The sequence below is a fragment of the Roseateles albus genome (genome assembly GCF_028595345.1).
In the GTDB taxonomy this organism is placed as follows: domain Bacteria; phylum Pseudomonadota; class Gammaproteobacteria; order Burkholderiales; family Burkholderiaceae_C; genus Paucibacter_A; species Paucibacter_A albus.
This window is the reverse complement of sequence record NZ_JAQQXT010000008.1, coordinates 213,670-226,225: the sequence shown is the minus strand read 5'-3', so window position 1 is coordinate 226,225 and position 12,556 is coordinate 213,670. Positions and strand designations below refer to the sequence as shown.

At 63.8% G+C, this 12,556-nt stretch carries 5 protein-coding genes; 3 read left to right on the top strand and 2 right to left on the bottom strand.

The window, feature by feature from the left end:
* Positions 1 to 3 precede the first annotated feature (3 nt).
* Positions 4 to 8,676: a DUF5979 domain-containing protein gene (locus tag PRZ03_RS14650; RefSeq protein ID WP_273600980.1), complete on the bottom strand. Its 8,673-nt coding sequence runs from the start codon at positions 8,674 to 8,676 to the stop codon at positions 4 to 6.
* A 276-nt stretch (positions 8,677 to 8,952) separates the two neighbouring features.
* Between PRZ03_RS14650 and PRZ03_RS14645 the strand changes: the two genes are divergently transcribed.
* Positions 8,953 to 9,351, top strand: coding sequence for a hypothetical protein (locus PRZ03_RS14645; protein ID WP_263531682.1), 399 nt, complete (start codon positions 8,953 to 8,955; stop codon positions 9,349 to 9,351).
* Positions 9,352 to 9,437: 86 nt separating this feature from the next.
* Positions 9,438 to 10,787, top strand: coding sequence for a tRNA (N6-isopentenyl adenosine(37)-C2)-methylthiotransferase MiaB (miaB, locus tag PRZ03_RS14640; protein WP_273600979.1), 1,350 nt, complete (start codon positions 9,438 to 9,440; stop codon positions 10,785 to 10,787).
* Here miaB and PRZ03_RS14635 read toward each other — a convergent pair.
* A complete protein-coding gene (locus PRZ03_RS14635; RefSeq protein ID WP_263531680.1) occupies positions 10,771 to 11,058 on the bottom strand; it encodes a hypothetical protein in 288 nt (95 codons plus the stop codon). The genes miaB and PRZ03_RS14635 overlap by 17 nt on opposite strands.
* Positions 11,059 to 11,186: 128 nt before the next feature.
* Between PRZ03_RS14635 and hemA the strand changes: the two genes are divergently transcribed.
* Positions 11,187 to 12,494 carry a glutamyl-tRNA reductase gene (gene hemA, locus PRZ03_RS14630; RefSeq protein WP_273600978.1) on the top strand — a complete coding sequence of 436 codons (1,308 nt, stop codon included), beginning with the start codon at positions 11,187 to 11,189 and terminating at the stop codon, positions 12,492 to 12,494.
* The last annotated feature ends 62 nt before the right edge of the window (positions 12,495 to 12,556 follow it).

Genomic DNA, 12,556 nt, shown 5'->3' with positions numbered 1-12,556 from the left:
CCATCACTCCGCGCACTCAGGCAGTGAGGGGGCCATGGGCGGCAGCGGCGGCATGGGCGGCATAGGCAAACGAGCCGATGCCTTGGGCAAGGCCTTCTTGGGTGGCGCGGCGCGTGGGGGCACGTCCGGTTTGGACGTTGCCACCGCAGCAGCTTTGACCGGCGGCTTGAGCTTGGGCCTGGGCCGCTCGGGCGGCGGCATGGCCAAGACGGGCGCGCGGCGCGGCATGCACAGCGTCGCCAAGGGCGCTTGCGTGGCTTCGGTCAGGTCTGTAGGAGCCGCCAAAGCGACCGGCGCGGCGTTGCTGGCCGGCACTGTGGGTGTCTCAATGCCGGGGTCAAATCGCAGCGCCAGTGCAGCCGCTGCGGGCGTGCGAAGTGGCAGGCCGGTCTCGCCCTGATTGCGGCGGCGCTGCACCTCGGCCACGACGCCGGGGGCGCAACTGCCTTCGATGAAGTCGGCCCGCTGCAAATCACCATGGCGCAGATCGAGGAAAAGACTGGCCGCATCACCGGCATTGCGGTTGCTGCTGGTCACCAGCCGGCTGCCACGCGGCAAGGTGCTGGAGTCGGTCACCAAGACATGGGTGTGAGGACTGAGGCCGCAGCGGCTGTACTTGCCTTCGACATCGGTGACGCTATAGCTGCCGTCCTCCATATACAGGCGCACGCCTGGGATGCCGATTTCTTCGTCGTCCTGCATCTGGTTGTGATTGCAGTCCAGATAGACCTTGCCGATCACGCAAGCCTCTTGCGAGAACACACCGCCGCTGACCTTGACCTTGGCCTGCGCTTCGTTGGAGCAGAAGCTCTTGGCTCCACCCACGCAGGCCTGCACACGGTTGATACCCGTGCCCTGTTGGCTACCGACGCCGATACGCACCCGGTAGCTCAGGCGCACCAAGGCCTTGGCTTGCAGATTGCCCAGTTTGAAGTGCATTTCGCTGCCGCCGAATTGAAGCGGGTCGGCGATGGCGCGGCCGTCGGCCTGGGCCGTGCCCGGGATGTACTTGAAGCCGGCCGGCAGCTTGTCGATCACTTGCGCGTCGATCAGCGGCTCTGTGCCCGCATCCGCGCGTTTGACGGTGACGGCATAGCGCACGCTCTCCCCGACTTCGGCCACTTGGCGATCAACCGTCTTGGCCACAAACAATTGCGGCGCGCTACACGCATCCAGCGCGATGTGGTTGTTGACCACATCGGGGCCGCGCGCGGGGTCCAGCTTCAACTGCAAATAGTAGGGAGTTGGCTGATCGAGCGCCGGCGGGCCGGCTTGGTCTTGCACCGTACACACGCCGCTGCTGCTGGCCGCCGCGCCATTGCTGCAATTGGCCGGGGCCAGCAGGCTGCCCGGGCGCGGCGGAATCATGCTGCTGGGGCCGCTGCCATCTGCGGCGGTGACACGCAAGCGGTAGTCACCTGCGCCGGGGCAATCAGGCGGCGGCGGGTTGACCAAGAACAGGCTGTAGCCACCATCAACCACCCCGTTCATGCCGATTTGCGTGGTGACGCTGTTGACACCACCCACCATGCAAGCCGCCGGCACGAGCCCGCCTGCCTTGTCGAGCAACTCGACCTTGACACCGGCCATCGGTGCACGGGTGCTACTGCAATAGGCGACACCGGCCGGGTCCAAGGGCAGACTTTGCTGCAGCCGGCCCGGGCCGCAGGCCGGTACCGTTACGTTCTGGATGGTGCCGCCGGCCACCACGCCGACACCGGGCGTTGCGCTGGGGTCATTGCCACCGGCCGGATCGCGCGAGACCGGGCGGCCGAAATAAGCCCCACTGGCCGGGTCTTTGAAGCGAACGCTATAGCCCTCACCCGGCGCCAAACCGTCGATGCGGTATTGGCCTTGGGGGTCGCTCAAGCCACTGCCCGCCAAATTACCGAGCGAATCCAGCACTTCGACCAACACACCGCCCTTGCCGCCTTCGCCCGCGTTCTTTTGCCGATCGTGATTGACATCCAGCCACACTTCGCCGCTGATCGAGCTCAGCGGCTGCACCGAGGCCACATCTTCATAGCGGTTGTTGCCGGTGACGGCTGGGTCGCTGCCCTCGCCACCGCCCGACACGGTGACCACATTCGTCAAGGTGCGCGGTGCGACCGCACAGCTCAGGGCCGCTGCGCTGCCTTCGGCTTTGGCCACTACAACTTGCAGCCGGATGGGGTTGGGGTTGTCGACGGGTTTGGTGCCGGCGGCCGCAATCTGGGTGCTGCTGGTGCAGGAGGCTAGATTTGAGCCCAGCACGGTGGCACTGCAGTCCCAGCCCTGACCGGCAGGCAGGGCTGCCACCGTCAGCCCGGCAGGCAAGGTGTCGACGATGCTGTAGGGCGCCGTGGTCGCCGCAGCGCCGCGATTGCTGACCACCACGGTGTAAGTCGCGACTCGACCTTCGGTCAAAACGCCGGCACCATGGGATTTGCGCACGATCAGGTCAACCTGAGGATCGGGCGGCGTGATGCGGTTGATGACGGTCGCGTTGTTGCTGCCGGCCACGATCTGCAAGCGAGCGCTGGGGCTGAATTGCGCCGTGTTCGCGGCGGCCAGCACAAAGCCGCCACTGAGTTGCGCGCCGCTGACCAGGGTTTCGCTCAGTTCACAGCTTTCACCGATGGCCAAGCCACCGATGCTGCCTGTGGCCGGCGGCCTGAAAGTGATGCTTTGCAAACCGCTGCTGCTGCACTGCGCCTGCACGGTGATTTGCGGCTGCACCAGCAGCCGCGCAGTGTCGCCCTGGTAGGCCTTCGCCACGGTCAGCACTTGCGGCATCAAGACCGCGTTGCTGATGAGTACGGCGTTGTCGCCCGTTTGCACGGTCACCGAGGCTGCCGGCGTGATCAGCGCGGAGCTGACTGGGGCCAACACATGGCCGCCACTCAGCACGGCGCCGGTGGCGGCCGTCTCAGTCAAAAGACAGGTCTCGCCGCTGCTCAAGTCCTCAATCGCCCCGAGGGCCGGTGGCGTGAAGCTCACCGTCTTCAAGCCCGACACCGAGCAAGCTGCTTGCACGCTGATTTGCGGCATCTGCGTCAAGGCGGCTGCATTGCCGTCAAAGCGCTTGCTGATCAAAATCCGCGCGGGCTTGGGCGCCTGCAAGGGGTTGGTAAGCGTGACCTGGGTGTTGGCCTGCAGTGGCGTGCTGGCCAACAGGCTCACCGCCGCCGCGCTGACCGGGGCGAAGCTGTAACCCGGGGGCAAACTGCCACCCTCCAGGCGGGTTTCGCTCAGCGCGCAGGTTTCGCCCAGCACCAAGCCGCCAAGTCGCGCCGTCTCTGCGGCGCTGAAGGTGACCGACTTCAAGCCGCTGACCGAACACAGGGCTTGCACGGTGATCATCGGCGGCGTCAGCACCAGACTGGGTAGCGCATCGTTGGCCCAGCGCTTGCTGATATTGAGCGCAGCCGCACCCGGCGGCAGCAAGGGATTGCTCAAACTCACCTCGTTCAAAGCGCTCAAGGCTTCGTTCGGCGCCAGGCTGAACTGCGCGCTCGCGGGCGGCTCGAAGGCGTAGCCCCCTGCCAGTGCCCCGCCCTCCACCGCGGTCTCGCTGAGCTGACAGGTTTCACCAACCACCAGGCCCGTCATGCGGCCCACGCTGCTGCTGGGGAAGCTCAAGCTGTGCAGGCCGGTGATAGCACACTGCGCCCGCACCGTGATGGTGGGCGCCAGGGTGACACGGCTCGGACTCGCGTCATTGAGCCAGCGTTTGGTGAAACGCAGTTCAGCTGCCGCAGGAGCTTGCAGCAAGTTGGTGATGTTCACATCGGTACTGGCCGTCAGCGGTGTGCCGGCGGCCAAGCTGACCTGGGCGGTTTGAACCGGGGCGAAGCTATAGCCGTCGGCCAACGTGCCGCCCGAGACGGCTGTTTCGCTGACCGTGCAAATCTCGCCCTCCAACAAGCCCGAAATGGTGCCGATGCTGCCGGCGGTGAAGCTGGTGGTTTTCAAGCCACTGCTCGAACATTGCGCCTGCACAAAAATGCTGGGCTGCTGCAGTACCCGACTGGGCACCGTGTCGTTCGCATAGCTTTTGCTCAAGTTCAGCACCGCCCCGCCCGGTGGCAGCAGTTGATTGGTGATGGTGACCGGCGTCAGCCCGGTCAAAACACTGTTGGCCCCCAAGCTGATCAATGCCGCGCTGGACGGCGCAAAGCGATAACCCTCGCGCAAGCTGCCGCCGCTGATGGCGGTTTCGCTGAGCACACAGGTCTCGCCGGCCAGCAAATCATTGATTTCGCCCACGCTGCCGGCGCGGAATCTGACGCTGCGGCTACCACTGGCCGAGCATTGCGCCATCACGCTGATGTCAGGCGGCACCAAGACCGCAGAAGGGCTGCTGTCATTGGCAAACAATTTGCTCAGGCGCAGGCTGGCCGGCGCGGGCGGCGGCAGCAGCGGGTTGGTGACCACCACCGCAGTGTTGGCAGTCAAGGGGCTGCTGGAGGACAAACTGATTTGCGCGGCTGCCGGCGCTTGGAAACGGTAGCCACCCGACAGCGCACCGCCGCTGACGGCGGTTTCGGACAGGGCGCAAGTCTCACCGACCACCAAGCCGGCGATGACGCCCGTGGTGCCGGCGGTGAAACTGGTGGAGCGTGTGCCGCTGATCGTGCACTGCGCCTGCACGGTGATGGTCGGCGGCGCGCTGACTTTGCTGGGCACGGTGTCGTTGCTGAAGGCCTTCGTGATGCTCAGCTGCGCAGGGCTTGGTGCGAGCAAGGGGTTGGTGATGGTGACGGCGGTGTTGGCGCTCAAGGCCGTGTTGGCGCCCAGGCTGATAAGGGCCTGCGCCAACGGGCCAAAGCTGTAGCCACCCGTGAGCACGCCGCCGCTCAGGCCGGTCTCGCTCAAGGCACAGGTTTCACCCACCACCAAGCCCGCCAACGTGCCGACCGAGCCGGCATTGAAGCTCAGCGTTTTGACACCGCTGACGGAACATTGCGCCTGCACGCTGATCGTCGGCGGCGTGCTCACAAGGCTGGGGCTGGCGTCGTTGGCATAGCGTTTGCTGATACTCAGCACGGCCGCCCCTGGCGCCAGCAAGGGGTTGCTGATGGTGACGGCGTTACTGGCACTCAAGGCGGTGGTCGGCGCCAAGCTGACGGCAGCCGCCGTTGGAGCCGCAAAACCATAGCCGCCGCTCAGGGCACCGCCGCTGATGGCGGTCTCGGTGACGGTACAGGTCTCGCCGACGATCAGGCCGCTGATGCTGCCCGTGCCGTCGGCTAGAAAGCTCGTGCTTTTGAGGCCACTGACCGAACATTGCGCCTGCACGCTGATGGTGGGCGGCGTGCTGACCTTGCTCGGCACGGTATCGCCGGTGAATACCTTGCTGAAGTTCAAGACGGCTGGCTCTGGCGCCACCAAGGGATTGGTGATCGTCACCGCCGTACTAGCCGTCAAAGGCGTTGCGGCACTCAGGCTGACGGCCGCAGCCGTAGGCGACGCAAATCGGTAGCCCCCTGCCAGCGTGCCGCCGCTGATGCCGGTCTCGGTGACGGTACAGGTTTCTCCAACAATCAAGCCGGTGATGCTGCCGGTCGAATCCGCTGTGAAGCTGGTGCTTTTAACGCCACTGACCGAACAAATCGCCTGCACGCTGATGGTCGGCGGTGCCGTCACTTTGCTGGGTGCTGTGTCGTTGGTGTAGCGCTTGACGAAGCTCAGTTGCGCCGGCGTTGGCACTAGCAGAGGATTGGTGATGACCACCGCCGTGTTGGCAACCAAAGGCGTAGCGGCATTCAGGCTGACACTAGCGGCGGCGGGCGAGGCAAAGGCATAGCCCCCTGCCAGCGTTCCGCCACTGATGGCGGTCTCGGTCACGGTGCAGGTTTCGCCAACAATCAAGCCGGTGATGCTGCCGGTCGTGCCCGCCGTGAAGCTGGTACTTTTGACACCGCTGACCGAACAAACCGCTTGCACCGTGATTGAGGGTTGGCTCGTCACCTTGCTGGGCGCGGTGTCATTGCTGAACGCCTTGGTGAGGTTCAGCCGCGCCGGGGTGGGCGCCACCAAGGGGTTGGTGATCAGCACCGAAGTCGTGGCCGTCAGTGGGGTTGCGGCGCCTAAGCTGATGGTTGCGGCCGCAGGTGCGGCGAAGGCATAGCCCCCGCTCAGGGCGCCGCCGCTGATGGCGGTCTCGGTGACGGTGCAGGTTTCCCCCTGCACCAAGCCGGCAATCGTGCCAATGGTGCCGGCGTTAAAGCTGGTGGATTTGCTACCGCTGATGGAACATATCGCCTGCACCGAAATGCTGGGCAGGGTGCTGACCTTGCTCGGGCTGGTGTCGTTTGAAAATGCCTTGCTGATACTCAAGAGCGCGCTGCCCGGCGCCACCAGCGGGTTGGTGATGGTGACGGCCGTGCTGGCCACCAAGGGTGTTGACGGGCTCAGGCTGATGGTCGCGGCTGAGGGGCTGGAGAAGGTATAGCCGCCACTCAGGCTGCCACCGCTCACCGATGTCTCTGTGACCGTACAAGTCTCGCCCACCACCAAGCCGGTGATGCTGCCGGTGCTGCCGGCCGTGAAGCTCGTCGTCTTGCTGCCGCTGACCGAGCAGACCGCCCTGACGCCTATGGTGGGCTGAGCCGTCACGCGGCTGGGGCTGGTGTCGCCAGAATAGGCTTTGGTGAGCCGCAGCGCCGCAGGCGCCGGCGCCACCAAAGGGTTGGTGATGCTGACCGCTGTGTTCGCCACCAAGGGCGTGGAGGTGCCCAGGCTGATCACGGCAGCCGACGGCGCCGCAAAGCTGTAACCGCCCGACAAGGTACCGCCGCTGATGGCGGTTTCCGTGACCGTACAGGTTTCACCAACGATCAAGCCGCTGAGGGTGCCAGTGGTACCGGCTGTGAAACTGGTGGTCTTGGTGCCACTGACCGAACAGACCGCCTGCACATTGATGGTGGGCTGGGTGCTCACCCGGTTGGGACTGTTGTTGGAGAAGCTCTTGCTCAAGCTCAACACGGCCGGCGTGGGCGCCACCAAGGGGTTGGCGATGCTGACGGCCGTGTTGGCCGTCAAAGGCGTGGCGGCATTGAGGCTGATCACCGCGGCGGCGGGGCTACCAAAGCTGTAGCCGCCGGACAGCGAGCCACCGGTGATGGCGGTTTCGGTCACCGTGCAGGTTTCTCCGACGATCAAGCCGCTGATCGTGCCGGTGCTGCCCGCCGTGAAGCTGGTCGTCCTGGTGCCGCTGACCGAACAAACCGCTTGCACAGTGATGCTGGGCTGCGTGCTCACGCGGTTGGGGCTGTTGTTGGAGTAACTCTTGGTGAGACTCAAGACGGCCGGTGTTGGCGCGATCAGCGGATTGCTGACCGTCACGGCATTGCTGCCGGCACTCAAAACCCGGGGATTGCTGCCGCTGAAACTGGCTGCACTGAGCACTGAAAACTTGTAGCCCCCGCTCAAACTGCCGCCGCTCAGGGCCGTTTCAGACAAGGTGCAAGACTCTCCCGAACTCAGACCCGCGATCGTGCCCGTGGCGGGCGGCGTAAAGGTCACCGTGCGCGTACCTGCCGCGCTACACACCGCGCGCACAGTGATAGCGGGCTGGCTGCTGATCTTGCTGGGACTGGGGTTGTTGGTGTAGGCCTTGGTGAACACCAGGCTGGCGGGGCTGGGCGGATTGGGCAAGTCGCCGGTGAAGTCATAGCTGTGAAACTCGCTGCCTGCGCTGTTTTGCGTCAAGTCGCCGGACACAATCAAGCGCCCATTGGTGCCCGGTACGGCTTGCATCAAGCTGCCATTGGGCACGACGACACTGCCCTTGAACTGTGCCGTGCCGGTTAAATTCACTTGGCTTGCGTTGGCGAAATTCCAGACGATACGGCGAGTCAAGCTGGTGCTGAAACTGCCCAGATTCTCAAAAAAAGCATTGCTGTTGATACTCACCGTGCCTGCTGCGGTGACGTTGATCAACACCGTCGCATTGGCGGGTATGGATTGAAAATCAATCGCCACGCCGGACACACCGGCACTCAAGGTGAACACCTGCAGGCTGGCGCTGCCCGAGCCGGTGAAGGTCAGCGTGCCGAATTGATTGACCGTGCTGCCGTTGGCGGGCAAGCTGGCCCAGTAGGCGCTGTTGCTGCGCAAACTGGCAAAGTCCACCGGCGAGGCCGGCACCAAGGCGCCGTAGTTGATGGCACCCAGGGAGGTAACCTGGCCGGTGCCTGATTTAGTGCCGCCGACGAGCGCATTGGTCACCAAGCCCAAGCCATCCAGCGCAAAGGTGGACCCCGAACCGACGCTGATGCCGCCGCCGACGACCAAACCCGGCTGCCCGGTCACGCTGGAATTGCGCGGCACCACGCAACTGCCTGCGCCGACCGCAATCAGGTTGTAGAAACGGCTCGGCGCGATGCTCAGACTGCCGCCGATATACATCCGCCCTTCGGCCTCCGAGCCCTGGCTGATGTCCATATTGCCGCCGGTGACGATGGCGTAGCCCTCGTCATAACCGTTAGCACCCAGGGCACCACAGGCATTGACAGCGGGATAGCTGACCGGGCAAGCAGAGCCCAAGCAGGCGCTGGTTTGTGCACCCAGATTGGCGGCCAAAGCCTGCGCGCTGAACAGCAACTGCCCCAGTACCAGGGCCAGCGGGAGCGCCATCGGGAGGCGCGAGGCCCACCCAAAACGCAAGCTTCGGCTCGTCTTCACAGTCATCGTCAGGTTCCCGGCTATTGTGTTTTTCTGCCCCCGACGCTGCGCCCGGCCCAGCAGGCGCATCCCCCGCAGAGGGTCAGAAATTGTCGCCAGCACGCAGACTAGACAGACCGACCAAAAGCACCTGGAAAGCCGGTCTTTATTGGCAGTTCGAGCAAGGCAGCGCCGATGATTCGCACCCAATGCCTTGTTGCCACCGTGCGCAAAGAGGGGGCTCGACTACAATCCCCCACCCTTTTGCCCCGTTCATCCCTTCAACAGCCACTGGAAAATACCATGTACCGCTGTGCCCAATCCCTGGTCTCGTGCGCCTTTGTTATAGCAACGCTGACCGTCAGCGCCCCGGCCCTGGCGCAGACCCATCGCCCTTTCCCTGCGCAGGCCTTGCGCGGCGACTTGGTGATTTTGCAAACGCCTGATGTCAGCTTGAACGGCCATGCCGCCAGGCTGGCCCCCGGTGCCCGCGTTCGTGGCGACACCAACCTCTTGCAGCAACCAGCCTCCTTGAGTGGCGTCAAGCTGACCGTCCATTACACGCTGGACCCATCGGGGCTGCTGATGGATGTCTGGGTGCTGAACCCGGTCGAATTGGCCAACAAACCTTGGCCACGCAATCTGCAAGAAGCCGAAAGCTGGTCCTTCGATCAGGCGTCTCAGGTCTGGACCAAGCGCTGATTGAGCGCTGCCCTGCTTTTCCATTGAATACCAGGTCGGCACGCAGCTCTTGCGCGCGCCGATCTACACACAATCGTGAGTCCCCCATGTCCAAAAAAGTCTTCATCAAAACCTTCGGCTGCCAAATGAACGAGTACGACTCGGGCAAGATGGCCGACGTGCTGGGCGCGGCCCAAGGCTACGAAAAGACCGATGACGTCGAGCAGGCCGATCTGATTCTGTTCAACACCTGCTCGGTGCGCGAGAAGGCGCAGGAGAAGGTCTTCTCCGATCTGGGCCGGGTCAAGCACTTGAAGGACAAAGGCGTGTTGATAGGCGTCGGCGGCTGCGTGGCCAGCCAAGAGGGTTCGGCCATCATCGACCGCGCACCCTATGTCGATCTGGTCTTCGGCCCGCAAACCCTGCATCGCCTGCCACAGATGATCAAGGCGCGCCAGGATGAGTTGCGCCCGCAGGTCGACATCAGCTTCCCCGAGATCGAGAAGTTCGACAATCTGCCGCCCGCCAAGGTCGAGGGCGCCTCGGCCTTTGTTTCCATCATGGAGGGTTGCTCCAAATATTGCTCCTACTGCGTCGTACCCTATACGCGCGGCGAAGAGGTGTCGCGGCCCTTTGACGACGTCTTGACCGAGATTGCCGGCCTGGCCGACCAAGGCGTGCTGGAGATCAATCTGCTGGGCCAAAACGTCAATGCTTACCGGGGCAAGATGGGAGATTCGGGCGAATATGCGGATCTGGCCTTGCTGCTGGAATACGCGGCCGAGATCCCCGGCATTCAGCGCCTGCGCTTCACGACCAGCCACCCTAACGAGTTCAGTCAGCGGCTGGTGGATGCCTATGCCAAGATTCCGCAGCTGGTCAACCATCTGCATCTGCCGGTCCAGCATGGCAGCGACCGCATCCTGATGGCGATGAAGCGCGGCTACACCGGCATCGAGTTCAAAAGCACGATCCGCAAGCTGCGCGCGATCCGCCCGGACATCCGCATCGCCAGCGACTTCATCATCGGCTTCCCTGGTGAGACCGAGGACGACCATGCCAAGCTGATGAAGCTGGTCGACGAAGTGGGCTTCGACGCGTCCTTCAGCTTCATCTACAGCCAGCGTCCGGGCACGCCGGCGGCCAACTTGGAAGACTTGGTCACGTACCAAGTCAAGCTGCGCCGCTTGCAGGAGCTGCAGGACGTCATCGAGGCCAATACCCTGGCGATCAGCCGGACCATGGTCGGCAAGACCCAGCGCATCTTGGTGACCGGCAATGCGCGCAAGGATGCGTCCGAGCTGATGGGCCGCACCGAGTGCAACCGCATCGTCAACTTCAAGGGTAATCCGCGCCTGATGAACAAGCTGGTGGACGTCAACATCACCGAGGCTTTTGCGCATTCGCTGCGCGCCGAGGTCTTGACCGTGGAGGACGCTGCTATTTCGGCAGCCTGAGCTGTCTGAGCTGCAGCGCCCATTGCGGCAAAGCGACGCCCAAGAGCATCAAGCCATAGCCCAGCATCTTGCCGTCGCGGCCCAGCAGCACCAAGGCGAGCAGCAGCCCTAAGCTGCCGCCGACACCGCCCCACAAGGCCAAGCGGCGCCAAGCGATTGCGCGCAAGGCTTGGCGCCACAGCAGCTTGGCAAACATCGCCAGCAAGGCGGCCACGAACCAGGCCGGAGCAAAGAGGTTGGCGAGGTGCCAAAAGGCGTCGAGAGGATTCACGTGGGGCGATGCCTTGGGAATACAGAAACAAGTGGGATTGCCGAATACTTGATGCAAGTCAAGTCTAGCCATGGCGCAACAATCAATCCGGCGCCGGGCTGTTTGAAACTCAATTTTATAATCCGTCCATGACAGTGTTTGCCCTAGGCTTGAATCACAACTCCGCGCCGCTGGATTTGCGCGGGCGTTTCACATTCTCGCTGGAGCAGCTCGCACCCACACTGCATGGTTTTCGTGACCAGCTCTTGGCAACCAAGCTGGGCAAATCCGGCCCCGAGGCGGCGATTCTGTCGACCTGCAATCGCACCGAACTCTATGTCGCCGGCAGCCAAGGCATGGTGCAGCCGGCCGTGGACTGGCTGGCTCGTATCGGCGGCGTCAGCAGCGCCTCGCTGATGGATCATGCCTATGTGGTGGAAGGCAGCGCGGCGGCCCGCCACGCGTTTCGCGTCGCCAGCGGTTTGGACTCCATGGTCTTGGGCGAGCCGCAAATCCTCGGCCAGATGAAGCAAGCGGTCCGCGAGGCAACACAGGCCGGCACCGTCGGCTCGACCCTACATCAGCTGTTTCAGCGCGGCTTTTCGGTCGCCAAAGAGGTGCGCAGCTCGACCGAGATCGGCGCGCATTCGATCAGCATGGCGGCGGCCTCGGTGCGCTTGGCCGCACAGCTGTTTGAAGACCTGAGTCAGATCAAGGTGCTGTTTGTCGGCGCGGGCGAAATGATCGAGTTGGTCGCCACCCACTTTGCCGCCAAGACGCCGAAGGCGATGGCGGTTGCCAACCGCACGCTGGAGCGCGGCGAAAAGCTCGCCGGCCGCTTGGGCGCCGAAGCGATTCGCTTGGCCGACCTGCCCCAGCGCCTGCACGAGTTTGACGCGGTGATTTCTTGCACCGCCAGCAGCCTGCCCTTGATCGGCCTGGGTGCCGTTGAGCGCGCGCTCAAAGCCCGCAAACACCGGCCGATGTTCATGGTCGACTTGGCGGTGCCGCGCGATATCGAGCCCGAAGTCGCCAAGCTTGATGACGTTTATCTCTACACCGTCGATGAATTGGCGGGTCTGGTGCAGTCGGCTGGTGAGAAGCGTCAGGCCGCCGTCGCGCAGGCCGAAGCCATCATCGAAACCGGCGTGCAGAGTTTTGTGCATTGGCTGGGTCAGCGCAATACCGTGCCCTTGATTCAGGCCTTGAACGCGCAGGCCGATGACTGGCGCGAGCATGAAGTCGCACGTGCGCGCAAGCAGTTGGCGCGCGGCGCCAATGTCGACGAGGTGCTGGAAGCCTTGTCGCGCGGCCTGACGCAGAAGATGCTACACGGCGCCCTGGCCGAGTTGCATGCCAGCGACGGCGAGCAGCGCGTCCAACTGGCGCAGACCGTCTCACGGCTTTTTTTGCGCAGCAGCAGCCGAAATCCGGCGGAAACTCCCAGCGAGCATTAGCGGCACGGCGCTTAACGCCCTACCGGCCTGCCTATTGCGAGCCGGCCTTGCCGCCTCCCGCT

Coding starts and splice junctions, on each gene's coding strand:
- PRZ03_RS14650 (WP_273600980.1), bottom strand. CDS start 8,676: ATGACTGTGAAGACGAGCCGAAGCTTGCGTTTTGGGTGGGCCTCGCGC.
- hemA (WP_273600978.1), top strand. CDS start 11,187: ATGACAGTGTTTGCCCTAGGCTTGAATCACAACTCCGCGCCGCTGGAT.
- PRZ03_RS14645 (WP_263531682.1), top strand. CDS start 8,953: ATGTACCGCTGTGCCCAATCCCTGGTCTCGTGCGCCTTTGTTATAGCA.
- miaB (WP_273600979.1), top strand. CDS start 9,438: ATGTCCAAAAAAGTCTTCATCAAAACCTTCGGCTGCCAAATGAACGAG.